General features: G+C 64.8%; 23 protein-coding genes and 1 pseudogene. 14 read left to right on the top strand and 10 right to left on the bottom strand.

Translation table 11 applies throughout. The annotated features are described in order from the left end of the window. Positions 1-183 precede the first annotated feature (183 nt). A complete protein-coding gene (locus tag AAV94_RS01855; protein ID WP_046740585.1) occupies positions 184-714 on the top strand; it encodes an acyloxyacyl hydrolase in 531 nt (176 codons plus the stop codon). Between the two features lie 111 nt (positions 715-825). Here AAV94_RS01855 and AAV94_RS15390 read toward each other — a convergent pair. The 8 genes and pseudogenes from AAV94_RS15390 to AAV94_RS01820 form a co-directional block, all read right to left on the bottom strand. Continuing rightward, positions 826-3,032, bottom strand: a pseudogene (locus tag AAV94_RS15390) (pyrroloquinoline quinone-dependent dehydrogenase). A gap of 47 nt (positions 3,033-3,079) precedes the next feature. Continuing rightward, a complete protein-coding gene (locus AAV94_RS15140) occupies positions 3,080-3,247 on the bottom strand; it encodes a hypothetical protein (RefSeq protein ID WP_231731168.1) in 168 nt (55 codons plus the stop codon). 274 nt (positions 3,248-3,521) lie between these two features. Continuing rightward, the gene (locus AAV94_RS01845) at positions 3,522-5,606 is read right to left on the bottom strand and encodes a TonB-dependent receptor (protein WP_046740665.1); all 2,085 of its coding nucleotides are present in this window, start codon (positions 5,604-5,606) and stop codon (positions 3,522-3,524) included. Positions 5,607-6,059: 453 nt separating this feature from the next. Further along, entirely contained in the window at positions 6,060-7,343 is a 1,284-nt protein-coding gene (locus tag AAV94_RS01840; protein ID WP_046740584.1) for a solute carrier family 23 protein, read from the bottom strand. Between the two features lie 154 nt (positions 7,344-7,497). After that, entirely contained in the window at positions 7,498-8,271 is a 774-nt protein-coding gene (locus tag AAV94_RS01835) for a ferredoxin--NADP reductase (protein ID WP_046740664.1), read from the bottom strand. 174 nt (positions 8,272-8,445) lie between these two features. Further along, on the bottom strand, positions 8,446-9,423 hold the full coding sequence (gene gshB / locus AAV94_RS01830; protein ID WP_052754859.1) for a glutathione synthase: 978 nt from the start codon (positions 9,421-9,423) through the stop codon (positions 8,446-8,448). 134 nt (positions 9,424-9,557) lie between these two features. After that, the gene (locus tag AAV94_RS01825) at positions 9,558-9,962 is read right to left on the bottom strand and encodes a hypothetical protein (RefSeq protein ID WP_046740582.1); all 405 of its coding nucleotides are present in this window, start codon (positions 9,960-9,962) and stop codon (positions 9,558-9,560) included. Positions 9,963-10,019: 57 nt separating this feature from the next. Then, positions 10,020-10,553 carry a GTP-binding protein gene (locus tag AAV94_RS01820; protein WP_046740663.1) on the bottom strand — a complete coding sequence of 178 codons (534 nt, stop codon included), beginning with the start codon at positions 10,551-10,553 and terminating at the stop codon, positions 10,020-10,022. Positions 10,554-10,825: 272 nt separating this feature from the next. Here AAV94_RS01820 and AAV94_RS01815 point away from each other — a divergent pair, with 272 nt between their 5' ends. From AAV94_RS01815 to rfbD, 12 genes are all read left to right on the top strand, one after another. Further along, positions 10,826-11,425, top strand: a complete 600-nt coding sequence (locus AAV94_RS01815) for a hypothetical protein (RefSeq protein WP_046740581.1) — start codon at positions 10,826-10,828, stop codon at positions 11,423-11,425. Then, positions 11,422-11,970, top strand: a complete 549-nt coding sequence (locus AAV94_RS14330; protein WP_084824666.1) for a TlpA family protein disulfide reductase — start codon at positions 11,422-11,424, stop codon at positions 11,968-11,970. Before AAV94_RS01815 ends, AAV94_RS14330 begins: the two co-directional genes overlap by 4 nt. 246 nt (positions 11,971-12,216) lie before the next feature. Further along, positions 12,217-12,678 carry an acetyl-CoA carboxylase biotin carboxyl carrier protein gene (accB, locus tag AAV94_RS01805; protein WP_046740580.1) on the top strand — a complete coding sequence of 154 codons (462 nt, stop codon included), beginning with the start codon at positions 12,217-12,219 and terminating at the stop codon, positions 12,676-12,678. A 61-nt stretch (positions 12,679-12,739) separates the two neighbouring features. Continuing rightward, positions 12,740-14,095, top strand: a complete 1,356-nt coding sequence (accC, locus tag AAV94_RS01800; RefSeq protein ID WP_046740579.1) for an acetyl-CoA carboxylase biotin carboxylase subunit — start codon at positions 12,740-12,742, stop codon at positions 14,093-14,095. A 40-nt stretch (positions 14,096-14,135) separates the two neighbouring features. Continuing rightward, the gene (gene prmA, locus AAV94_RS01795; RefSeq protein WP_046740578.1) at positions 14,136-15,059 is read left to right on the top strand and encodes a 50S ribosomal protein L11 methyltransferase; all 924 of its coding nucleotides are present in this window, start codon (positions 14,136-14,138) and stop codon (positions 15,057-15,059) included. A gap of 119 nt (positions 15,060-15,178) precedes the next feature. Continuing rightward, the gene (locus AAV94_RS01790) at positions 15,179-16,480 is read left to right on the top strand and encodes a zinc-ribbon and DUF3426 domain-containing protein (protein WP_046740577.1); all 1,302 of its coding nucleotides are present in this window, start codon (positions 15,179-15,181) and stop codon (positions 16,478-16,480) included. Positions 16,481-16,511: 31 nt separating this feature from the next. Further along, entirely contained in the window at positions 16,512-17,426 is a 915-nt protein-coding gene (locus tag AAV94_RS01785; RefSeq protein WP_046740576.1) for a carbohydrate kinase family protein, read from the top strand. Between the two features lie 29 nt (positions 17,427-17,455). Then, positions 17,456-18,877 carry a UDP-N-acetylmuramate:L-alanyl-gamma-D-glutamyl-meso-diaminopimelate ligase gene (gene mpl, locus AAV94_RS01780; RefSeq protein WP_046740575.1) on the top strand — a complete coding sequence of 474 codons (1,422 nt, stop codon included), beginning with the start codon at positions 17,456-17,458 and terminating at the stop codon, positions 18,875-18,877. A 12-nt stretch (positions 18,878-18,889) separates the two neighbouring features. Further along, positions 18,890-19,951: a DNA polymerase III subunit delta gene (gene holA / locus AAV94_RS01775; RefSeq protein ID WP_046740574.1), complete on the top strand. Its 1,062-nt coding sequence runs from the start codon at positions 18,890-18,892 to the stop codon at positions 19,949-19,951. Between the two features lie 170 nt (positions 19,952-20,121). After that, positions 20,122-21,411: a glutamate--cysteine ligase gene (gene gshA / locus AAV94_RS01770; RefSeq protein ID WP_046740573.1), complete on the top strand. Its 1,290-nt coding sequence runs from the start codon at positions 20,122-20,124 to the stop codon at positions 21,409-21,411. 25 nt (positions 21,412-21,436) lie between these two features. Further along, a complete protein-coding gene (rfbB, locus tag AAV94_RS01765) occupies positions 21,437-22,495 on the top strand; it encodes a dTDP-glucose 4,6-dehydratase (protein WP_046740572.1) in 1,059 nt (352 codons plus the stop codon). An 81-nt stretch (positions 22,496-22,576) separates the two neighbouring features. Continuing rightward, on the top strand, positions 22,577-23,467 hold the full coding sequence (gene rfbD / locus AAV94_RS01760) for a dTDP-4-dehydrorhamnose reductase (RefSeq protein ID WP_046740571.1): 891 nt from the start codon (positions 22,577-22,579) through the stop codon (positions 23,465-23,467). Between the two features lie 216 nt (positions 23,468-23,683). Here rfbD and AAV94_RS01755 read toward each other — a convergent pair whose 3' ends face one another. After that, on the bottom strand, positions 23,684-24,322 hold the full coding sequence (locus AAV94_RS01755; protein WP_046740570.1) for a DsbA family protein: 639 nt from the start codon (positions 24,320-24,322) through the stop codon (positions 23,684-23,686). 87 nt (positions 24,323-24,409) lie between these two features. Further along, positions 24,410-24,964, bottom strand: a complete 555-nt coding sequence (locus AAV94_RS01750) for a flavodoxin family protein (RefSeq protein WP_046740569.1) — start codon at positions 24,962-24,964, stop codon at positions 24,410-24,412. 117 nt (positions 24,965-25,081) lie between these two features. Between AAV94_RS01750 and AAV94_RS01745 the strand changes: the two genes are divergently transcribed. Continuing rightward, a complete protein-coding gene (locus tag AAV94_RS01745) occupies positions 25,082-25,477 on the top strand; it encodes a winged helix-turn-helix transcriptional regulator (protein ID WP_046740568.1) in 396 nt (131 codons plus the stop codon). Positions 25,478-25,494 lie beyond the last annotated feature (17 nt).

Here is a 25,494-nt window from a genome sequence, read left to right as displayed (position 1 = left end):
TTGCCGCAGGCGCTATAGTTGCTTCCGTCCTCGGATGCGAACCGCCTGCGGCTGGGAAGTGGGAGTTTGCGCAGTTTCTTGCCCCAGCCCGGGGCCTGGCATTGCGTCTTCCGCAGCGCTGCACCGCAGCCACCCACTATTTCTCTTTCTCGCATCATGCCAACAAGAATTTCCCCATTCGCTATGGCTGCGTGGGCTGCCGTAGCCGTCCTTTGCGCGCCCGCTGCCTTCGCACAGGAGGCTGCGGGCGGTGATCGTGGCGCCATGAGCGTGCAGTTCGGTATCGGCGAGCATTACGGCCGCGCTGGTCTCAATTACGAGACCCCTGCGCTTTGGCAGACGTCGCTGGGCAGCGGCTGGGGCCGTCTGACACTCGTGGGAGAGTTTGGCATCGCCTATTGGCGCGCCGACGGCAATCGCACCGACAAGGATGCCTGGCAAGTCAGCGCCACGCCATTGCTGCGCTGGTGGCCCGGCGCCAGCCAGCGCTTCTATGCCGAGGCGGGCATTGGCGCGACATTCTTTTCGACCACGCGCTTTGCCAACAAGACCATCAGCACTGCCTTCCAGTTCGGCGACCACCTTGGCGTGGGCTACCGGATTAGTGCCGACAAGGAAATCGGCGTGCGCTTCTCGCACTTTTCCAATGCCGGCATCAAGCGTCCCAACCCGGGGCTGAACCTCGTTCAGCTCAAGTACAAGCAGCGATTCTGAACGAACACGCATCCGCTACTGGCAGCAAAAAGCCCGCACGGGTGCGGGCTTTTGATCTATTCGTAGCGGAAATGGGGCATGCGGATCACGCACGCCCCATGGCTTTGCTGCTTAATCCGGCAACGCGAAGACGATGATGTCGTCGGTCTGCGGCTTGGCATTGCGGATGCCGCCTGCGGAAATCGCGACGTACTGCTTGCCGGTCTTGGGCGAGCGGTAGACGATCGGTGTCGCCGCAACACCTTCAGGCAGGCGATGGCGCCAGACTTCCTCGCCAGTCAGCGAGTTGAAGGCGCGGATGTACTTGTCCTGCGTGCCGGCAAAGAACAGCAGGCCGGAGGCCGTGGCGGTCGAGCCCGCGATGGACGGCATGCCAATTGGCATCGGCATGCCCAGCCGCGTCTTCTTGCCAAACAGCGTTGGCCCCAGCTCCTCGGCGGTGCCCAGGGGCACCTGCCACACCAGTTGCTTGGACTTGAGGTCGATCGCCGTCATCGTGCCAAATGGCGGGCGCGTGCAAGGCACGGCCAGCGGCGACTCGAAGAAGTCCACCCGCAGGCCGCCGTACGGACCGGAATCCTGCGGGCGCGTCGTGCCATAGAAGCTCGGCATCTTGTTGCCGTTGTAGTCGTACTCGGTAACCGTGGGATCTTCACGGCGCTTGAGCGACATCTTCACCGCCATCTCGATGGAGTTGACGAAGGCCAGCCCGCGCGATTCGTCGATGGTGATGCCCCCCCAGTTCAGCGCGCCAAGCAGCGCCGGCCACTGGATATAGGGCCGCTCCTGCGGCACCGGGAAAATGCCCTGGTAGACCGTTTGCTTGAAGTCGATGCGGCACCACAGCTGGTCGAACCTCGTCATGCCCCACATCTTCTCCTCCGTCAGCTCATCCGTGGCAATGGAGGGCAGCTCTACCGAGAAGGGTTGCGTGGGCGAGAGGCGTTCGCCTTCGAGCATCCCCTCTTGCGGGACGGGCTTTTCTTCGACGTCGTACAGCGGCTGGCCCGTGCGGCGATCCAGCACGAAGATCTGCCCGGACTTGGAGGTCTGGAGCAGCGCCGGCACATCCTCGCCCTGCTTGTTCTTGAGCGTATACAGCGTCGGTTGCGACGGCGTGTCATAGTCCCAGACATCGTGGTGCACCAGCTGGAACACCCAGCGTTTTCGCCCGTGGCCAGATCCAGCGCGACCACCGCGCTGCCGTACTTCTCCGATGCCTCGGTACGTGCGCCGCCCCAGTAGTCGGTCGGCCCATTGCCGGTGGGCATGAACACCAGGCCCAGATCCAGGTCGAACGACATCGGCCCCCACACATTGGGCGTGCCCATGGTATAGGTCTCACCCGGCGCGGGACCGTGGCGGTTTCCTTCGGGGTTGCCCGGGTCAAAGGCCCATACCAGATCTCCCGTGCGCGGGTCAAAGGCCCATACCAGATCTCCCGTGCGCGCGTCAAAGGCCCGCACCACGCCAGGCGCTGCCGTTGGCGCAATGTCCATGACCCAGCCGCCAATGATGACCAGATTGCCGGCCACCGTCGGCGCCGCCGTCGGGTGGTAGAAGCGGCCGTTTTGCGTCTCGCCCATGCCGACGACCTTCAGATCGACCACACCACCGTTGCCGAAGTCCTCGCAGGGCTTGCCGGTCTGCGCATCCAGCGCCCACAGGTTGGCATCGACCGTCGACAGCAGGATGCGCTGCACGCACGCGCCCGATGGCTGCTGCGTCGGCGCAGTGGCGGCGGCCACGTCCGGTACCGACGATGCATCATCCTGCAGGGGCTGTACCAACGCCGGCGAGGCCACCACCGGATCCGTGCTGGCGTCGTAATAGCCAACGCGACAGGTCAGGTGCGAGGTTCTTGGCTCGATCTTGGGATCGAACCGCCACAGCTCCTCGCCCGTGTCGACATCCAGCGCCGTGACCACATTCAACGGCGTGCACGAATACAGCACGCCACCGATTTGCTGCAGCGTATTGGCGTCATTGCCCCGGCCATCGCGGCCCGTCTTGTACGTCCAGGCCACCTGCAGCTTGTCAACGTTCTCGGGCGTGATGTCCGAGTACGGCGCGAACTTGGTGGCGTTCTCGCTGCGACCGAAGTAACGCCAGTCGGCAGGATTTTCCGGATTCTCCGTCGCCAGCGCCGGATCCTGCACCAGTGCCACCTCGTTACGAATCACGCCTTGTGGCACGAATGCCGCGCCCAGCGTTGCCAGCAGCGCCACGAAAACGACCACGCCCGCACCGTTGGCAATGCGCGAGCAGCCCTTGCTCGCAGCGCCGCGCAGCTGGCCCGTCAGCCACAGGCTGAGCATGAAGAGCAGCGCCGGCACCACCAGACGCGGCAGCAGCAGCCAAAAGCTCAACCCACCTCCGAGAGTGCCCACACCACGGTGGCCGCAAACGTCAGCGCAGACAACCACAGCGCCAGCCTGTGGCGCAGGAAGTACAGCACCACCATCGCCAGGTAAGCGATGCCGGCGATCAGGTAATAGGCGCTGCCGCCCAGACTGACGAGCTTGCCCCCCACGTCACCAGTACCAGACCAGTGACCAATGTCAGCACAAGAAACAGGTAACGGTAGACCGTCCCCCATGCTCCCGGCTCATGATTGTCGTTTTTCATGGTTCCCCAGATAAGGCTGCGAACGAACAACTAATTGCACGCGCGTCGCTGCCATCACGCCTGCAACCACTCATGCCTTGCGCGAGCGCGCCAAGCCCCTCAAGCCAACGTGTCGTGGGCGCCGGGCGCCGCCTCCAGCCCTGTTGCGCTCACGCCTTGCCGCGGCCTGCGCGCAGCCGTCAGAAATCGCGCCGCAACGTCACGCCCGCCGTCCAGCTGCGGCCCGGTGCCGGCTCGAAGAACCGCCCATTGCCGTCGTTGACGATGACCGACCCCACATAGTTCTTGTCCAGGGCGTTGTCCAGCCGCGCGAAGCTGCGCAGGTTCCAGGCTCCGAGCTGCCAGACATACCCTGCGTGCAGGCCCAGCAGCGTATAGGCGCTGGCGGCATCGGAATTGGCATCGTTGACGTATATCCGGCCTACATGGCGCAGCTCGGCGCCCGCCTGCCAGCCCTGCGCAGGCGCCCAGGACGCCCCCAGATAGAACGACTGCTTAGGGATACCCGGAATCGATGCGCCGCTGGCGAAGCGATTGCTGCCGGTGCGGTACTGCGCCTTCAGATAGGTATAGGCGGCATCAATGCGACCCTCTCCAAGAAAACGGGTGCTATAGGCCAGCTCCAGACCGTCGCGGCGGGTTTTGCCCGCATTGTGAAAACTGCTGCGGCCATTGCTGCTGCCGGCATTGACGATCTCGTCATCGGTGTCGGTGCGAAACAGCGCCACCGTCGCCAGCCCATCAAAGGGCATGGCCGCCTTAAGCCCCAGCTCCCAGTTGTCGCTCTCGGCCGGCCGCAGCGCCAGGTTCAGTCCGGGCGAGCCATCCGGGCGGTAGGAGAGCTCGTTGGTCGTCGGGGTCTCGAACCCGCGCCCGTACGAGCCGTACACGCTGACCTCGTCGGTCAGGTCCTTGCGCAGTGCCAGTGATGGCAGCAGGGCACTGTAGCGGGCACTGCCGCTGTCATCGCCATTGCGCTCGGCGATGTAATGGTCGCGCGAGCGAAATCGCACGCGGCTGTAGCGCAGCCCGGCGTCCAGGTTCCAACCCGGCGCAAAGCCGATGCTGGCCTGCACGTAGGGGTCAATGTTCCATACCGTATTGGTCTCGTCGCGCCGCAATGCGCCCTGCACGCCCAGCTGCTGCTGGGCGCCGCTGCCAATGAAATTCTCGAAGCCGCGGCGCTGCTCGCGCAGGTGGTCATAGGCCAGCCCGGCAATCAGCAGCACGTCCCTGCCCTGCCACTGCTGCGCACTGGTCAGACGCACGTCCAGCCCCGAGTACTGGCGCTCCAGATCAATGATGCCTCCGGCATGGCCGCGGTTGCTCAGCTGTGGTGCCGGCGGAATGGACTGGTACTGGCGCGTCTCGCGCTGGCCATGGTAGGCCATCATGCGCAGCAGGTTGTCGGCGTTCAGGTGCGACTCCCACACCGCGCCCAGCTGGGACTGCTTGACCTTCTTGCGGGTGTTGTAATCATGCGCCCGACTAACCGCCGCGCGCCGGTCGGTTTCCATCTGCGCACGCGTCATGCCCAGCGGATCCTGGGCCCGGATGTCCACATGGTTGGCGACGAGCTTGAGCCGGTTGGTGTCATTGAGCCGCACGCCCAGACGGGCGTTGACGATGCCGCGGCGCGCTTCGCTGTGGTCGCGGTAGCCATCGGTCTCGAAGCGGGTGGCGCTGAGGTTGTAGTCTTCCAGACCCTGCTCGACGTCCCGGCGGCCCTGCGCCTGCACGCCATAGCGCAACGCACCGTCACTGCCGGCGGCGGTGTGCACCGTCACGCTCGGAGGGTTCGTGCCGGCGGCCGTGTACATCTGCAGCACGCCACCTGCGGCATTGCCGTAGATCGAGGAAAACGGCCCATTGAGGACCTCGATACGGTCCAGCGAAGTGATGTCGATGTTCGAGGTCTGCCCTTGCCCATCGGGCATGGTGGCAGGAATGTCGTCCACATAGATGCGGATGCCGCGCACGCCAAACGTGGAGCGGGCACCGAATCCCCGCATGATGATCTGCAGATCCTGCGCGTAGTTGTGGCGGTTCTGCACCTGCAGCCCCGGCACCCGCCCGAGCGCTTCCGAGAGATTGACCTGCAGGCCATTGGCAAAGGCGGTGCCTTCGACCACCTGGACCGATGCCGGTGTCTGCAGCAGCGTACCGCCTTGCCGCGTGGCGGTGACCTCCACGGTATCCAGCGTCGGCACATCCGCTGCGCCCGGCTCGGCGTCAGCGCCCTGCGTCCAGCCAACGGCAGGCATGGCAGCACCGACTGCCACCACCAGTGCCCACAACACCTGCGACTTGCGACTATCCACCCACATGCTGTCTCGACTCCTGCTTTCGCCATGCACAGGCGCCGAACGGCCTGCCAGGCCCGTACCACCAGGTACGGATAGAGACACAGCTGATTCGGCGCGGGGCTTGCTTGTTATGGTGATTGCGGCATACCCCGCCTTCCCGAGGAACACAACGGGCAGGCCAGGTCGCCGATTCGGTGGCTGACCGTACGGCTTACGCCAGGCCACGCGCGCGGCGGCCAAAGGAAAACCCGTCTAATGCGGCCAATACCGGGCGGCACCATACCCGGAAATGAGAAACGGCGCCGAATCCATAAGCGCAGCGCGCCACTTCATTGGGGCGGGACACAAAAATTTACCATTTTGGCAGCATGGGAACACGCCAGACTGCTGCCGGAAACGGCATGCGGCGCCCTACCTGCCACTGCGTCTGAGCAGCGCGTGCAACAGAATCGCACCGAACGTGGCCGTGCCGATGCCAGCCATCGCGAAGCCACCAAAGTGCAGTGTGAAATCGCCAGTGCCGAGAATCAGCGTGATCGCTGCCACCAGCAGGTTCCTGTTCTGCGAGAAGTCAACCTTGTTGTCGACCCAGATCTTCGCGCCAGCCACGGCGATCAGGCCAAACACCACGATGGATACGCCCCCCATGACGGGCAGCGGGATGGCGCGGATCACCTCGCCGAACTTGGGCGAAAAACCCAGCGCAATGGCCAGCAGTGCCGCCACCAGAAAGACTGCGGTGGAGTAGATGCGGGTGGCGGCCATCACGCCGATGTTCTCCGCATAGGTGGTCACACCCGTGCCGCCCACGCTGCCACTGACCATCGTAGCCACGCCATCACCCATGAAAGCGCGCCCCATGTAGCGGTCGATGTCGCGGCCGGTCATGGCGGTCACGGCCTTGATATGGCCGAGATTTTCGGCCACCAGAATGATCGCCACTGGCGCAATCAGCACCGCCGCATTCCAGGTGAACACCGGCGCGGTGAACTGCGGCACGCCGAACCAGGCGGCCTGCGCGACGCCACTGAAATTCACCGGCGTACCCAGCCCCAGTCCATTGGTCAGCAGGATGTAGACCAGCGTGGCCACCACCAGTCCGGCCAGAATCAGCAGGCGCTGCAGCATACCCCGCGTGAACACTGCCACCAGTGCCACACAGACGAAGGTGAAGGCCTGCATCCAGCTGTCGAAATTGCTGGCGGCCATGTTCTTGATCGGAATGGCCGCCAGGTTCAGGCCAATCACGGCAACGATGGCCCCGGTGACGACCGGCGGCACCCAGCGCTCGATCCAGCCGGTGCCAACAGCCTGGACAACCAGACCGATGAGGGTGTAGAGCAGCCCGCAGACGACGATGCCCCCCAGCGCCACGCCGATGTTGGCATTGATGCCGATGCCCGTGTAGCCGGTGGCTGCAATCACCACTGCGATGAAGGCAAAGCTCGATCCCAGGTAGCTCGGCACCTTGCCGCCGGTGATGAGCAAAAAGAGCAACGTGCCGATGCCGCTCATCAGCACCGCAATGTTGGGGTCAAACCCCATCAGAAAAGGCGCCAGCACGGTCGAGCCAAACATGGCGATGACGTGCTGGATGCCCATCACGCTCGTTTGCGGCCAGGGCAGGCGTTCATCAGGTGCGATGACGCCGCCGTCGGCCAGCGTCTGCGGGGATTTCTCGGTCCAGTGAAACATGGTGCGTTCTCGCTGCGGTGGTCGCAAAACTGCGCCGGCGCGCGCAGCGGGCGGCGAGCATACACCGTATCGCGCATGCTGGCCGCCAAACACTGCGCCTCCCGACACACAAAACCGGCCACACGGGCCGGTCTGGAACCATCACGCGGCCGCTTTACTTGTCGGCAAAGGCGCGCTCGACCACGAACTCGCCCGGCGTGGAGGTGTTGCCTTCGATGAAGCCGCGCTGCTCGAACAGGCTGCGCAGATCCGACAGCATGGCAGGGCTGCCGCAGATCATGATGCGGTCCTCGGCGCGGTTAATCACCGGCACGCCCAGATCCTCGAACAGCTTGCCGGTCTCGATCAGCGTGGTGATGCGGCCTTGGTTGCGGAATTCCTCGCGCGTAACAGTCGGGTAGTAGCGCAGCTTGCCCTTGACATACTCGCCCAGGAATTCGTGCTCGGGCAGGGTCTGATGGATCAGCTCCTGGTAGGCCAGCTCATTGACGAAGCGCGTGCCGTGCACGAGGATGACCTGCTCGAAACGCTCGTAGGTCTCCGGGTCACGGATGGTGCTCAGGAATGGCGCCAGACCCGTGCCGGTGGACAGCAGGTACAGACGCTTGCCGGGCAGCAGGTAGTCCAACAGCAGCGTGCCCGTCGGCTTCTTGCCCACCAGCAGCGTATCGCCCACCTGGATGTGCTGCAGACGCGAGGTCAGCGGGCCGTCCGGCACCTTGATGCTGAAGAATTCGAGGTGGTCCTCATAGTTGGCACTGGCAATGCTGTAGGCGCGCAGCAGCGGCTTGCCATCGACCTTGAGGCCGATCATCGTGAAATGGCCGTTGGAAAACCGCAGCGAGGGATCGCGCGTGGTCTTGAAACTGAACAGCGTGTCGTTCCAGTGGTGAATCGAGATCACCTTCTCTTCGTTGAATGCACTCATGCTTGCGCTCTTGATTCGGTTGTCGTATCGCCCGCTGCGGCTGGCGGGATATCGCCGGTTCGTGCCGCCGCCTGCCTGCAGGCGGGAGACACGAAATGGCACGGATTGTCCCTGAGTTTTTAATACCTCAGGTTATATGACGCACTTCATCGCGGGAAGCCCAGCTCCGGGTTGTCACCAGTGCGGCTGGCGTCGCTGCACCGCGTCGATGAACATCGCCGCAACGTCAAAGCCGGTCTGGTTGGCAATTTCCTGAAAGCCCGTGGGGCTGGTGACATTGATTTCGGTGACATAGTCGCCAATCACGTCCAGTCCCACCAGCAGCAGGCCACGTTCAGCAAGAATGGGGCCGATGTGGGCGGCGATCTCCCGATCGCGCGCGCTCAGCGGCTGCGCCACCGCCTTGCCGCCCACTGCCATGTTGCCCCTGATCTCATTGCCCTGCGGGATGCGAGCCAGCGCGTGCGGCACCACTTCGCCGTCGATCAGCAGAATGCGCTTGTCCCCTTCCTTGATCGCCGGAATGTAGCGCTGCACCATCACGCTGTTGCGACCGTGGTCGTTGAGCATCTCGATGATGCTGCCCAGATTCAGTCCATCGGGGCCAACACGGAAAATACCCATTCCGCCCATGCCGTCGAGCGGCTTGAGAATGACGTCGCCATGCTCGGCATGGAAGTCGCGGATGCGCTGCGGATCGCGCGTGACCAGGGTCGGACCGATGAACTGCGCAAACTCCAGAATATCGAGCTTTTCCGGATGGTCGCGCAGCGCCGCGGCCCGGTTGAACACCTTGGCGCCTTCGCGCTCGGCCTGGCCCAGCAGGTGCGTGGTGTAGAAGAACTCGTTGTCAAACGGCGGATCCTTGCGCATCAGTACCGCATCGAAATCGGCCAGCGCGCGCTCCTCGCGCCGCAGCAGCTGCCACCAGGGCGCCATCTCACCACGCGCATAGGCAGCGGGATCGACATCCAGCAGCGCAATCCATTCGACCTGCGCGCTGACACGCCCGCCTTTTTGCCAGTACAGCGCCGGCTGGGTGCAGACAGCCACCTGATGGCCGCGCTGCTGCGCCGCGCGCATCATCACGTAGGTGGTGTCCTTGTAAATCCTGAAGCTGTCCAGGGGATCAATGACGAAAAGCAGTTGCATGGGCGTACGCCAGGTTGCGCAGAAGAGAAAAATGCCCCCGCATTATCCGCGCCCCGCCAAGCGCCTGCCAGCGTACGGCTTCACGCCAACACTGACCCTGTGTGCTCTATGCCCCTTTGCAGGGCTGCGCCCCTTCACAGCGTCCTGAGCAGCGCACCGATTTCCCCGGCGCGCTGCAACGCACTGGCCCAGTCAATCGCCACACCATCGCGCGTGACCAGCACCAGCACCATGGCCTCGCTGCACGGCAGTATGGTGATGCGCTGCTGCGCATGCATGAGCACGCAGTAACGCAAAGGTCCAAGCGCCTCGAAAAAACTGCTGTGGCGCTGGTAATGCCGCCAGTAGTCGCTGGCCGCTTCCGCCAGTGCGCTGCCCTTGAGCAGGCTGCCAACGCTGTGCACCACCATCCCACTGGCCACTTCCACCAGCGCGCATCCCTGCACGGCGGGAAACTGCCCGGGCAGCTCGTCAATGGCCGCCTGCATGGCGCCAAAACGCGCCTTCCATTGCTGATTGGAATCTGTAGAACTATGCATAGGAATTCGTCAAGGGGCACTGCGTCCAACCCGGCATCACATGCGCACGCTGACCGGTCATGGCCGTGGCCCCAGATTGAAGGCCTCCACCTGCGCCAACAAGGTCTCCAGCACCGTCACGATATCGAGGCGGCGGCGCACGTCGCAGGCCAGCACCGGCAGCACCGGGCCGCGCAGATGGAGAAACTGGGCGTAGTCATCAAGATCGGGCTTGGCCTGCTCGGGCAGGCGGCCCACCGCCACGGCGCAGGGCAGCACGGCCAGTTGTGCCGCAAAACCGTCGAGGTAGTAGGCCAGATCGGCCAATGGGTCGGCGCGTGCATTGTCAAGCAGGATGACCAGCCCCAACGCATTGGCAGCCAGCACGGGCAGCAGCGCATCGCAGCGTGCGTGTCCCGGTGCGCCCAACAGCCGTAGCCGGTCGCCGTTATCCAGCGTCAGTTGGCCGCTTTCGAGCAGCAGCCCCGTGGTGCCGACGGATTCGACGCCGGCAAGGTCGGCAGCCGTGGGCACCGTCTCGCTGATACGGGCAATGGCCGTGGTCTTGCCCGCACCCGCAGGCCCGGCAAACAGAATCGTGTAGTCGTGCATGGCGCCTGTCTTTTCATCCCGGTTGCCGTGCCACGGAGCATCGCATCGTATCGCTGCAGCAGCCTGCCACAGAGTCTCGCACTGCAATGGCCTCGGATCCTTGCATAGCCACTGCAGGCATCATTGCGCCGGCCAACAGCCTTATAAAATATTTTCACAATTGTATCTGCGCTCTTTCCACGCGCACATCGATTCCAGCGCTCACCCGGCTCGCAGCCGGTGCAAAGGCCGCACACCATGCTGGTGTTGGGTGGGCAGGGCATACTCGCCGGATGCATCCACTCACATTGGAACTTGCGCAGGTCGCCGCCGCCCTGGTGGTCGAGGAAGGCATGGAACTGGGCGCAGCCAAGCAACGCGCCTTGCGCCAGCTGAATGCCCCACGCGGCACGCCCCTGCCAGACAACCGCACGCTGGAAGCGGCCGTGCGTGAATACATCCAGATCTTCTGTGCGCAGGAGCAACCGCAGGCGCTTGCCGCACTGCGCGCGCTGGCGCTGCACTGGATGCAGCAGCTCAGCAGCTTCCAGCCGCTGCTTGGCGGTACGGTCTGGAGCGGCACCGCGACACGGCACAGCGCGATCCATCTGCAGCTGTTCTGCGACGATGCCAAGGCGCTACCCATGTGGCTGTTGGACAGACGATGGCGCTTTGACACGCAAGAGCAGCGCGGTCTGCATGGCTTGTCCACCGAGGTGCTGGTGGTGCAAGTTGCCACCCATGAGCCCCAGTTGGAGAGTCCGGTGCCCGTATGCTTGTGGAACAATCCAAGCAGCGCGTTGCGTGGCGCCCTGCAGCCCGACGCCGACGGACAGAGCCCGCGCGGCACGCTGCAGGCGCTGCGGGCACGCATGGCAGAATCAGAAACATGACAAGCTCTCCCACACCCGCGCCAGCATCCCCCCCCGTCAAGCGTCGCACATGGCTTGCCGCCGCGCTGGCAGCCGGTGTCGCTGCGGCAGCTGGTGGCGCCTGGCACCTGCGACGCCAGACTGCGCCCAGCGATGCGGTGGACGATAGGCTATGGAATATTGCCCTGCCCCAGCTTGATGGGCAGACGATGGCCATGCGGCAATGGCTGGGGCATCCGATCATCGTGAACTTCTGGGCTACCTGGTGCGCGCCGTGCGTGCAGGAACTGCCGCTGCTCAACGCCTTTCACCAGGCACAGCCGCAGTGGCGCGTCGTCGGCGTGGCGGTGGATACGCCCGAGAATGTCGCACGCTTTGTCAAGCGGTTTTCCCTGCAGTTTCCCGTTGGCATCGCGGGCGCCCAGGGGGTGCAGCTGGCGCAGTCGCTAGGCAGCACTGGAGGGCTGCCATTTACGCTGATGAGCGACGCATCAGGGCGGATTCGCGCCACGAAATCCGGACAAATCCATGCCCAGGACTTGGATTCCTGGCTGCAAATGGCGTGAGTTGCGCTTAGAATGCCCGACCTTTGGCCTTCACGGCAGTGAAGTACCGGCCAGTTGCGCAAGTCTGTCGCGCAACATCTTCCGGGTGAGCGCGGACGGACTCCGCACCACCCTCCCAAACATCAATTTGATGCATTTAAGCGTTTTTGACGTAAAATGCATGAATTTTTGCGGACGTTATAGAGATTTAATGCAAATCTCGAATCGCACCGTCCGCATCAAACCCACAACTGGAGCCTTGCAGCCATGGACTTGAGGAAACTGAAGACCCTGATCGATCTGGTGTCTGAGTCAAACGTGACGGAGCTGGAAATCACCGAGTCCGACGGCAAGGTGCGTATCGTCAAGGGCGGCCAGGCCGGCCCGGTGCAGGCCTATGCGCCCGCGCAGGCCAGCGCTGTGGCGGCATTGCCGCAGCCCACGCCGGCAGCCAGCGCCGCAGCCCCCGCGGCCGAGCCGCAGGCCGCGGCATCCGGCGCAGCCATTACCGCCCCCATGGTCGGGACGTTTTACCGCTCGCCCAACCCTTCTGCAGATCCGTTCGTCGAAGTGGGCACCCAGGTCAAGGAAGGCCAGACGGTGTGCATCATCGAGGCCATGAAGATTCTCAACGAGATCGAGGCTGACCGCTCTGGCACCATCAAGCAGGTGCTGGTCGAGAATGGGCAGGCGGTCGAGTATGGCCAGCCGCTGTTCATCATCGAGTAAACCGCCGGCCAACCCCTGGCATAGGATCAACCGCCCGCCGAGAGGCTGACGAGGCCCATCCATGTTCAACAAAATCCTGATCGCCAATCGCGGTGAAATCGCCCTGCGCATCCAGCGCGCCTGCCGCGAGCTGGACATCAAGTCCGTCGTGGTCTATTCCGAGGCCGACCGCGACGCCATGTACGTGCGGCTGGCCGACGAGGCCATTTGCATCGGCCCAGCGCCGGCTGCCGGCAGCTACCTGCAGATGCCCGCCATCATCTCGGCGGCCGAAGTCAGCGGTGCGCAGGCCATCCACCCCGGATATGGCTTCCTGAGCGAGAACGCGGACTTTGCCGAACGCGTCGAGCGCAGCGGCTTTGCCTTCATCGGGCCGACTGCCGAATCCATCCGCATCATGGGCGACAAAGTCTCGGCCAAGCAGGCCATGCTCAAGGCTGGCGTGCCCTGCGTGCCGGGCTCGGCGGGTGAGCTGCCGGACGATCCGGCCGAACTGCGCGCCCTGGCACGCGACATCGGCTACCCGGTCATCATCAAGGCCGCTGGCGGCGGCGGCGGACGCGGCATGCGCGTCGTGCATGCCGAAGGGGCGCTGCTCAGCGCCGTGCAGATGACCAAGAGCGAGGCACAGGCGGCCTTTGGCAATCCGGCCGTCTACATGGAAAAGTTCCTGGAGAATCCGCGCCATATCGAAATCCAGGTCATGGCCGACACGTTCAAGAACGCCGTGCACCTGGGCGAGCGTGACTGCTCCATGCAGCGGCGCCACCAGAAGGTCATCGAGGAAGCGCCGGCCTTTGGCATTCCGCGCAAGCTCATCGAGAAGATCGGCGAACGCTGCGCCGCCGCCTGCCGCAAGCTGGGTTACCGCGGCGCCGGTACGTTCGAGTTTCTCTACGAGAACGGCGAGTTCTACTTCATCGAGATGAACACGCGCGTGCAGGTCGAGCACCCGGTCACGGAAATGGTCACCGGCATCGACATCGTCAAGACGCAAATCCTCGTGGCCGCCGGCGAGCCCCTGCCCTTTACCCAGCGTGACATCGAGGTGCGGGGCCACGCCATCGAGTGCCGCATCAATGCCGAGGACCCCTACAAGTTCACGCCTTCGCCGGGCAAGCTGACGGCCTGGCATCCGCCGGGCGGGCCCGGTGTGCGGGTGGACTCGCACATGTATGCAGGCTACACGGTGCCGCCCAACTACGACTCGATGGTCGGCAAGATCATCGTGCATGCCAACACGCGCGGGGAAGCACTCAAGCGCATGAGCAGCGCGCTGCTGGAGACCGTGGTCGAAGGCATCAAGACCAACATCCCGCTGCACCGCGAACTGCTGGTGGACGCCAACTTCGTGGCTGGCGGCACCAATATCCACTATCTGGAAAAATGGCTGAGTCAGCGCGCTGACCATCAGTGATTCCAGCCACCTCGCGCAGATCCGCGCAAAGGAAACCACCATGTACGCCTTGACCCTGCTCTGTCCGCAGGAGCGCGTGGACATCGTCACCGAAGCGCTGGAGGCGCTGGATGCCGTCAGCGTCTCGGTCGAGGACGCCGACGCCCAGACGCCCCATGAACAGGCCCTGTTTGGCGAGCCGGGTCTGGAGCCAGAGCGTCTGGCCTGGCAACGCAGCGTCATCAGCGCCCTGTTCCCGGAGCACGCCAAGGCACAGGAGGCCCAGCAGCTGCTGGCCGTGCAGGACTTCTGCAGCGACTGCCAGTTCCAGCCCTTGCAGGAAGTGCCGGACATGGACTGGGTGAGCCTGACGCAATCGCAATTCTCGCCGGTGGAAATCACGCCACAGTTCTGGATCGTACCCAGCTGGCATGAAGTGCCGCAAGCGGCGAAAACGTCCATCGCGCTGGATCCCGGCATGGCCTTTGGCACCGGCACCCATCCCACCACGCGCATGTGCCTGCGCTGGCTGGCCACGCGCCACGAGAGCGATGGCGCCATCGCGGGCCGTTCCGTGCTCGACTACGGTTGCGGCTCGGGCATTCTGGCCATCGCCGCTGCCAAGTTCGCAGCGCGCCAGGTTGATGCGGTCGACATCGACGAGGCCGCCATCGCCGCGACCGCACACAATGCCGAGAACAACAACGTGGCACTGCGCAGCGGCCTGCCCGACATCATTGCGCCGCACTACGACATCGTGCTGGCCAACATCCTCGCCAACCCGCTGCAGGTACTTGCACCACTGCTGTGCCGCCACGTCGGTGACGGCGGCGATCTAGTGTTGGCCGGCATTCTGGCGCGTCAGGCCGAACAGCTCAAGGCCGCCTACGCGCCCTGGATTGCGCTCGAAGTCAGCGACGAGGAAGACGGCTGGATTCTGATGACCGGACGCAAGCAGGCTGCGGCAGCGCAGCAGGCGGCCTGAACCCGTTCGGGCGCTTTTGCCCCATGGGCGTCGGCGTGCTGGCGATGCGGCAGCACGCCTGTCACCGCGCCCGTGTCTCGGGCACAATAGATGGCTTTGCGCGCCCTCTCTGACCTCGCATGAACGCCATCACCCGCTGCCCCACGTGTGCGACCAAGTTCAAGGTCACGCCTGAGCAGCTGCGCGTCTCCGAAGGCTGGGTGCGCTGCGGCCGCTGCAACAGCATTTTCGATGCACAAAGCCACCTGGAGGCTGGCGCGACCCAGGCGCCCTCGCCGGCACGAACCGCACCGGGATTCGAGCATCCCGCCGATGCCGGTCCACTCGACTGGCGCGCCTACCATGCCGATGCGCTTTCCGAGCGCCCTACCGAGCGTTGGCTCAAGGAGCTGAGCGAGACCTTCAGCCCCACCGCCTCCCCCGCGCCAGAAAGCAGATTACCTGCGGCCGACGCAGATGATGTGGCGCCAGAGCCTTCCGCCAGCCCCGATGCTGCGGACTCCTTCGAGCAGGAGTTGCAGCGCTGGCAGGCCCAGCGCGCACGTGAGGCACAGACAGCCGCCAGCGCCCCCCCACAGGCCTTACCACCCATCACCACCGCACCGACATCCCCCGATGCTCCGGATCGCGCCGCTGCGCCGTTACACATGGCGGCACCAGATACCGGCGTGACGCTGCGCAAGGCCAGTGCCGACACTGCCGGCGCCAGCGCTCCCGCACCCGCCAGTATTGCGCCGGTCGCCGCTGCCAGCACGCTTGGCGCGCACGACGAAAAAGCGGCCGTCCGGTCTGATCGTGCAGCGCCTCGCAGTGCGCCGCAGCCGCAGCAAGACGCAACGGCTGCGCCACCGCAGGATCCTGATGATGCCGGCACCGACGCTGCAAAGGCGCTGCGCTTTGTGCGCGAGGCCGAGCGCAAGGCCTTCTGGCGCCGACCGGCCGTGCGTGCCGTGCTGTGGCTGGCCGCCTTCGTGTTGCTGGCCCTGCTGACGCTGCAACTTGTCGTGCAGCAGCGCGACCGCATTGCTGCACGCTCGCCGGCCTGGCAGGCCCGCATGCAGGCCCTGTGCGAGCGGCTGCAGTGCCGCATCACGCCCCTGCAGCAGCTCGACCAGCTTGTGCTGGACGGCTCGACCTTCCAAGTGGAAGGCCCGGGCCTCTTTACCCTCTCCTGGTCAGTGCGCAACCGCAGTGACCTGTGGCTGCAAACGCCCAGCCTGATGCTGAGCCTGCGTGATGCGCAAGGGCAGACCCTGCTGCGCCGTAGCTTCGATGTGACGCAGCTGCAAGGACCCGCAATGCTGGCGCCCGGCGCCGCATGGCAGGGCCGGCAGGCGCTGCAGGTGACCGTCCAGCCGCAGGCCATTGCCGGCTACCAGTTGACGATCTTCTACCCGGATCCGACAGACTCGCCCCATTGATCCGAATCCCGCTTTCTGAAAGGACTTACCCATGGCCGTACTGGTATGTGGCTCCGTTGCGTTCGACACCATCATGAACTTCGAAGGCAGCTTTGCCGAGCAGATCCTGCCCGAGCAGCTGCACATCCTGAACGTCTCGTTTCTCGTCAACACGCTGCGGCGGGACTGGGGCGGCTGCGCTGGCAACATCGCCTACGGCCTGAAGCTGCTGGGTGGTGAACCACGCCCCATGGCGGCCGTAGGTCAGGACGGTGCGGACTACCTCGCACGCTTTGACGCGCTGGGCATCGACCGCCGCCACATTCTGCAGCTGCAGGGCAGCTACACCGCGCAGGCCATGATCATGACCGATCGCGACAATAACCAGATCACCGCCTTCCACCCCGGCGCGATGATGCAGGCGCACCAGTTGCGCATCGACGCCAGCAACACCGCCGACGTGGCACTGGCCATCATCTCGCCCGACGGGCGCGAGGCCATGCTGCAGCATGCGCAGCAGCTCTCGCAGGCCGGCATTCCGTGGGTGTTCGATCCCGGCCAGGGCCTGCCGATGTTCGACGGCCAGGAGCTGCGCCAGTTCGTCGATCAGGCCAGCTGGGTCACCGTCAATGACTATGAAGGCCAGATGCTCAGCGAGCGCACCGGCTGGTCGTTCGATGCCATCGCCAGCCGCGTCAAGGGTCTGGTTGTCACGCTGGCAGCGCAGGGCTGCGACGTCTGGGAAGATGGCAGCCGCCAGCATATTGATGCACTGCCGGTGGCCGAGGCGGTGGACCCGACCGGCTGTGGCGATGCCTGGCGTGCCGCCCTGCTCTACGGGCTGGAACGCGGCTGGGGCCTTGCCCGCTGCGCGCGCCTGGGCAACGCAGTGGCAGCGCGCAAGGTCGCCGTGCGTGGCCCGCAGAATTACACGCTGGACGGGTTGGACCTCGCCGCCTTCGCCTGATTTTCCGCAAAGCCTCGTTCTCAGCAGCCATGCACATTCACATCCTCGGCATCTGCGGCACCTTCATGGCCGGCGTGGCGGCGCTGGCCAAGGCCAGCGGTCACACTGTCACGGGCTGCGACGCACAGGTCTACCCGCCCATGAGCGATCAGCTGCGCGCCTTGGGCATCGAACTGATCGAAGGCTACGGCGCCGACCAGCTCGCCATCAGGCCTGACCTGTTCGTCATCGGCAATGTCGTCAGCCGCGCCCGACTGGAGGGCGGCACGCCACGCTATCCGCTGATGGAGGCCATTCTCGACGCGGGAGCCCCCTACACCAGTGGGCCGCAGTGGCTGGCCGAACACGTTCTGTCCGGGCGCCATGTGCTGGCTGTTGCTGGCACTCACGGCAAAACCACCACCAGCGCCATGCTGGCCTGGATCCTGGAAGCCAACGGCCTGCAGCCGGGTTTTCTGATCGGTGGCATTCCACAGAACTTTTCCGTCTCCGCGCGGCTGGGCGCGCAGGTACCGGGCCAAGCGCGCAACCTGTTCGTGATCGAGGCCGACGAGTACGACACCGCATTTTTCGACAAGCGCAGCAAGTTCGTCCACTACCGCCCGCGTACCCTGGTACTCAATAACCTGGAGTTTGACCATGCGGACATCTTCGACGACCTTGCCGCTATCGCGCGCCAGTTCCACCATCTGATCCGCACCGTTCCGGCCAGCGGGCGCATCGTCGTCAACGGCGAGGATGCCAATCTGCCCAACGTGCTGGCACAAGGCCTGTGGAGTGAACTGGCGTGGTTTGGCCGCACTTCGCCTGCGGCACCTGCGCTGTCGCAGGTGCCTCGCCTGCGCGCCGATGGCAGCGATCAGCAGTTTTCCGTACTGCTCGATGACCGGCCTGTCGGCAAGGTAAAGTGGGCGCTCAGCGGCCACCACAACCGCCTCAATGCACTGGCCGCAATTGCCGCCGCAATGCACGTGGGCGTGCCGCCGGCGGCAGCAGCACAGGCGCTGAGCCAGTTCCGCAACGTGCGCCGCCGCATGGAACTGCGCGGCGAGGCCGCCGGCGTGCGGGTCTACGACGACTTCGCCCACCACCCCACGGCCATTGCCACGACACTGGAGGGCCTGCGCCGCAGCCTTGCGGACGGCGCGCGCGTGCTGGCCGTGTTCGAGCCACGCAGCAACACCATGAAGCTGGGCACCATGGCCGCCCAGTTGCCTGCGGCGCTGCAGGCTGCCGATCTGGTGTTCGCCTACAACCCGCAACTGGGCTGGGATGTCGCCGCCGCGCTGGCGCCGCTGGGGACCAAGGCCACCACCTATGCCGACCTGCCGACCCTGGTGCACGCCATCGTCGCCCAGGCGCGGCCCGGTGACCACATCGTCTGCATGAGCAACGGCAGCTTTGGCGGCATCCACCAACAACTGCTGGCCGCTTTGGCCAACGCTGCCTGAGGGAGCAACCGCATGGCCGTGACGAACCTGCAACTGCCAGCGCGCCTGCAAGACCCGCTTGCTCCCCTGTACGTGCTGCATGGCGACGAGCCACTGCTGGAGCAGGAAGCGCTGGATGCCATTCGCGCCGCCGCGCGTGCGCAAGGCTTTAGCGAGCGCAGTGCCTTTGTCGCATCGGCCACGCAGTTCGACTGGTCCGCCGTGCTGGCCGCCAGTGCCAGCCAGAGTCTTTTCGCCGAGCGCTGCATCGTTGAGATCCGCCTGCCCACCGGCAAGCCCGGCAAGGAAGGGGCGCAGGTGCTGGAGCGTCTGGCCGAACAGGCCGCTGCCAGCAAGCAGGCCGACGCGACCTTGCTGATCGTGGTGCTGCCACGCGCCGACCGCACCATGCAGCAGACCTCCTGGTTTGCCGCGATGGAGCGCGCAGGCGAGGTCGTGCGCATTGATCCCGTGGCGCGGCGCGACATGCCCGCCTGGCTGGCAACGCGGCTCAAGGCCCAGGGCCAGCATGTCGCGGCTGGCGAAGAAGGGCTGCAGGCACTCGCATTCTTTACCGACTGTGTCGAGGGCAACCTGATGGCCGCGCACCAGGAGGTGCAAAAGCTCGGCCTGCTCTACCCACCGGGTCCGCTGTCGCTGGCGCAGATCGAGGCCAGTGTGCGCAATGTCGCACGCTACAGCATGGCCGACCTCTCCGAGGCTGCACTGAGCGGACAGCTGCTGCGCGCCCAGCGCGTTCTTGATGGCCTGCTGGCAGAAGGCGAGCCTGCCGTGCGTCTGCACACTGTGATTGCCGGCGACATCCTCAGCCTCTACCGCGCGCGCCAGGCGCTCGATGCCGGCGCCCCATTGCCGCAGGCGTTGCGCCAGGCACGCGCCTGGGGGCCGAAGGAGAAGCTGCTTGAGCGTGTGCTGCCCCAGGTACGCCTGCCGCTGCTGGCCCGGCTGGTGCAATCGGCCCATGTGGTCGATGGCATCTGCAAGGGCTTGAAAGATCCGCAATGGCCCCAAGATGCTCAGGGCGCGTTGCAACGGCTGCTGATGCAGCTGTGTCGCACGGTCGCCCGCCGCTGACGACACACCCACCTCGGCCATCCTGCACGCGCCTGCATGGCCTGCACTGGCGCGTCACGCCGCTAGCGGGTGCCGCAGTTGCCATTCCCTCGCCTGAGTCGGGTGCCACAATCGCGCCCGGTCACACGCCTCTTCTACAATCGTCTCGTTTTTTGTCATACAGGACATCTATGGTCCCCCACCTCGTCACTGCCCTGACCGGCCCCATCAGCGAGCTTGAGCAACGCATTCTCGAATCCATGCCGGCGGTCGAACGCTGGTTCCGCCTGGAGTGGATGGAGCACACCCCGCCGTTCTACAGCTCGGTCGACGTGCGCAACGCCGGCTTCAAGGTCGCACCGGTCGACACCAACCTGTTTCCGGGCGGCTGGAACAATCTCACGCCCGAGATGGTGCCGCTGGCCGTGCAGGCGGCCATGGCCGCAATCGAAAAGATCTGCCCCGAAGCACGCAACCTGCTGCTGATTCCCGAGAACCACACGCGCAATCCACACTATCTGGCCAACGTGGCGCAACTGCGCCGCATCTTCCGCGCTGCCGGCCTGAACGTGCGCATTGGCTCCATCAGCCCGGAGATCACCGAGAACACCACGATCAAGCTGGCCAATGGGGAGGAACTGCTGCTTGAGCCCGTCAACCGCAGCAAGTACCGGCTGGAGGTCGACCATTTCGACCCCTGCACCATCTTGCTCAACAACGACCTGTCAGCCGGCGCGCCAGGTATCCTGGAGGATATCCACGAGCAGTTTCTGCTGCCGCCGCTGCACGCAGGCTGGAGCGTGCGCCGCAAGACCAACCACTTCAAGGCCTATGAGGAAGTGGCCAAGCGCTTCGGCAAGATGCTTGGCATCGATCCCTGGCTGATCAACCCGCTGTTCAGCGGCGTTCGCGGCATCAACTTCGCCGAAAGCCAGGGGCTCGAAGCGCTGCAGGATGCCGTGCACGCGCTGCTGGGCAAGGTGCGCCGCAAGTACAAGGAATACGGCATCACCGACAAGCCCTACGTCGTCGTCAAGGCCGACAACGGCACCTACGGCATGGGCGTGATGATGGTGCAGGATGCCGCCGAGCTGGCCAGCGTCAACCGCCGCACCAAGAACAAGATGTCGGTCATCAAGGATGGCCAGCAGGTCAGCGACCTCATCCTGCAGGAAGGCGTGCCCACCATCGAGTCCATCGAAGGGGCCACCGCCGAGCCGGTGGTCTACATGATGGACCGCTACGTCGTCGGGGGTTTCTACCGCACCCACGCCAGCAAGGGCGCCGACGAGAATCTCAACGCGCCCGGTGCCACGTTCCTGCCTCTGGCTTTCGAGCCCGAGCACATCGTCGACGCGCAGGGCCATCCGGGCGAGGCGCTGCCCAACCGCTTCTACATGTACGGTGTCATCGGTCGCCTGGCCATGCTGGCCGCCGCCTACGAGCTGGAGCAGACCAACCCTGAAGCCGAGGTCTACTGATTCCCCTGGATCCGGCCGTACAGACATGATCCTCGTCACCGGCGGCGCCGGCTTCATTGGCGCCAACTTCGTGCTCGACTGGCTTGCCCAGCGCGACGAGCCTATCGTCACACTGGACAAGCTCACCTACGCCGGCAATCTGCAGAATCTGGCCAGCCTCGACGGCGACGCTCGGCACACGTTCGTGCGCGGCGACATTGCCGATACGGCACTGGTGACGCAGCTGTTGGCGCGGCACCGCCCGCGTGCGATCGTGCACTTTGCAGCCGAAAGCCATGTGGATCGCTCCATCGACGGCCCCGGCGACTTTCTGCACACCAACGTGGTCGGCACCTTCCGGCTGCTGGAAGCCGCGCGTGCCTACTGGAGCGGGCTGGATGCGGCGGCTCAGGCAGCCTTTCGCTTCCTGCACGTCTCTACGGACGAGGTCTACGGCTCACTGGCGCCGCAGGCGCCTGCATTCACGGAGCAGCATCCCTACCAGCCCAACAGCCCCTACAGCGCCACCAAGGCCGCCAGTGACCACCTGGTACGGGCGTGGTTTCACACCTACGGTCTGCCGGTGCTGACCACCAACTGCAGCAACAACTACGGCCCGCTGCACTTTCCGGAAAAGCTCATCCCGCTGGTCATCCTCAACGCACTGGAGGGCAAGCCGCTGCCGATCTACGGCGATGGCCTGCAGATCCGCGACTGGCTGTACGTCAGGGACCACTGCAGCGGCATCCGCCGCGTGCTGGAAGCCGGCACCCCCGGCGAAACCTACAACATCGGCGGCCACAACGAGATGACCAACCTCGCCATCGTGCGCCACATCTGCGCCCTGCTGGATGCGCTACGTCCACGCCACGACGGCCAAAGCTATGCCGAGCAGATCCGCTTCGTGGCCGACCGCCCGGGCCACGACCGCCGCTACGCCATCGATGCGAGCAAGATCCAGCGGGAGCTCGGCTGGCAACCGGCCGAAACCTTCGATTCCGGCATCCGCAAAACCGTCCAGTGGTATCTGGACAATGCCGCCTGGGTAGAGAGCGTGCGCACCGGTGCCTACCGCGACTGGCTGCGCAGGCAGTATGCGCCGTAAATCCTCAGAACCTGTTTACCATCGCTCCATTCAGCCCGCGGCGCACCGGTGACGCCGTGGAGGCACACGGGGAGATCTGCAATGAAAATTTTGCTGCTGGGCAAGAACGGACAGGTCGGCTGGGAGCTGCAGCGCAGCCTAGCCGTCCTCGGCGAGGTCATTGCGCCAGAACGCGACGGTGGCGCGCTGTGTGGCGACCTGACACAGCCTGAAAGACTGCGCGAAACCATCCGCGCCGTTGCCCCTGATGCCATCGTCAACGCGGCCGCCTACACCGCGGTGGACAGGGCGGAGTCCGAGCCGGAACAGGCCTTTGCCATCAATGCAGCCGCTCCGCAGGTACTGGCCGAGGAAGCCGCCCGACTGGATGCCTGGCTGGTGCACTACTCGACGGATTACGTGTTCGATGGCAGCGGCGAGGAGCCATGGCGCGAGGACGCGCCCACCGCACCCCTTTCGGTCTACGGCCAGAGCAAGCTGGAGGGAGAAAAGCACATTACCGAAAGCGGCGCACGCCACCTGATTCTGCGCACCAGCTGGGTCTATGGCGCACACGGCCAGAACTTTCTCAAGACCATGCTGCGGCTGGCTGGCGAGCGTGAGCAGCTGCGCATCGTTGCCGATCAGATAGGCGCGCCCACCGGGGCCGAGCTGCTTGCCGATGCCACTGCACAGGCGCTGCGCCAGGCCATCCCCGGAAGCCCGGCCTTCTCGGGCATCTACCACGTCACGGCAGCCGGTGAGGCCAGCTGGTTTGACTTTGCGCAGTATGTGCTGGAATCAGCCAGGGCCCTCGGCGCTCAGGGCCTGGATGCGCAGCTCACGCCCATTGCCTCCAGCGAATACCCGACACCGGCGACGCGACCGCACAACAGTCGGCTGGATACCACGCTGTTTCAGCAGACCTTCGGACTGCTGCTGCCCGCGTGGCAGGATGGCGTGCGCCGTGTAGTGCAGGAACTGCATCGCTGACGCGCTGCGGCATCACGGCCAGATCCATCGGATCTGCGCAGAAGCTGTACTGCGCAATCCATGTGCTCACGCGCAACAGGGGAATCGGGCCGATCGAGCGGGCGCTAAGGTTAGCGCGCCATCTTCAGCCTTGCGGCGCGCTCGACTGCGAGAACCAGCGCCTGTCTCCGCGCGGCGGCATGTCACGCCCACGCGCAGGCAAGGTGCAGGTGTGCATTACGCCTGTCCCAATTGGTTTGCAAGCGCATAGGGATCTGTGAAAAGCGCCCCGCTTGGCAGCAAGGTCTGCCCCCCGGCATGCTCCAGCACGAGCGTTGGCACCCCCTGCGCGCCGAATCTGCGCAGCAGTGCCTGCGCCGACTCCACACGCGTGCGATTGGCGGCCTCCAGTTCAGCATCGGGCTGACGCAGTCGCTCGGCCGCCTCGGCCAGATCCAGGCTGCGCAGCAGGGCTTGCAGCGTCTGCACCTGCGTCACATCCTGCCCATCGACGTAACGCGCCAGCTGGATAGCGCCCAGCGCCTCCAGCTCACGCTGTGGCGCAGCCAGGGCGACGGCCGTGAGTGCCAGCGTGGCCAAGCCACTGTCGAAGCGCTGGGCATGGTTGCCCAACACCTGCGTACGGTAACGCTCGGTAAAGCGCTGACCGCTCAAGCGCGCGATCCGCTGGTCGTTGCTCCAGGCATAGGCCGCAAACGCATCGTCCATGGCGCGCGCGCCGCTGCCAGCAAACAGGCCGCTGGGCAACAGTCGAACACGAACGTCCGGAACCCCGGCCAGCGCATTCAGCCCTGGGCTGGCACCATAGCACCAGCCGCACAGCGGATCAAACACGTAGTGCAGGATCTTAACCATCTATGTCTCGCAATGGCAGCATGGGAGCCCCCCCTGCCGCGGGGCACCGCCAAGGCGGCCACGGCGGCTGCGGCAGGAATGTCGCGCTCAGCCATGCAGGCGGCTGGCAACATCGACCACGCGCTTGGCGTACTGGCGCACCGTCTCCAGATCGCCCTCGGGGATGGCTTCTGCCCCGGCATCCGATGGCGACTGCACCAGCGCCCCCACCGAGCCGCCGAGGTTGTTGACATCGTTGCGGGTGGCCGCCTGCGTGTTGGCAGGCAGCAGGCCCAGGCTGACCCAGACCCCTCCGTGCTGGGACGCCAGTGTCTGCAGGTAAATCATGGACACGTGCTTGTCGCCGTTGAGACTAGCGCTGTTGACGATGCCACCGAACACCTTGTCACTCCAGGCGCGCGTGCCCCACTTCTTCGACGTTGCGTCGGCAAACTTCTTGAATTGCCAGGGCACGTTGCCCATGTAGGTCGGTGTGCCAAAGAGGATGGCCCTGGCCTCATCAAGCTGGGCCCATGCGGGCTCGGGCAGATTGCCCTCGCTGTCGATCTCAATCAACGCGGCTCCGGAAGCCTGAGCGGCCACCTCGGCGATGCGCTTGGTGTGGCCATCGCCTGAAAAATGAACAATCACTGCATTCGTCATCAGTCACTCCTGAAAGTCATGGAAATGCGCGCATGCACACGCAGGCAGCCGATGGTATATATTTGATATCAACACCACAAGAAGTTACCATGTGGCAACTGGCTACTGGAGAATGGCATGCAGACGCAAACCACGGGGGCCGAAGTTGCCGCACCGTACAACGTATACAGGAAGGATTGCCCGGCGCGAATGGTGTTCGACCGCCTGGCAGACAAGTGGGCGCTGCTGATCGTGCGGCGGCTCACGCAAGGGCCGCAGCGCTTTAATCAGCTGCGCCGCGACATAGAAGGGGTATCCCCCAAGTCCCTGAGCCAGACCTTGCAGAAGCTCGAGCGCGACGGGCTGGTCAGCCGCACGGCATTTGCGACCGTGCCAGTGACTGTGGAATATGCGCTGACAGAGCTAGGCTCTGCGCTCTCGGCGCTGATCGAGCCGCTGGCCGCATGGGCAGAGGCCCATATCGAGAAGGTGCTACAGGCCCAGCGTGATTACGACAGACGCCACGCCGCCTGAGAGCCTGTCGGGAATCT

The organism is Lampropedia cohaerens (assembly GCF_001005215.1).
GTDB classification, from domain to species: Bacteria; Pseudomonadota; Gammaproteobacteria; order Burkholderiales; family Burkholderiaceae_C; genus Lampropedia; species Lampropedia cohaerens.
This window is presented reverse-complemented; position numbering and strand designations above follow the sequence as displayed.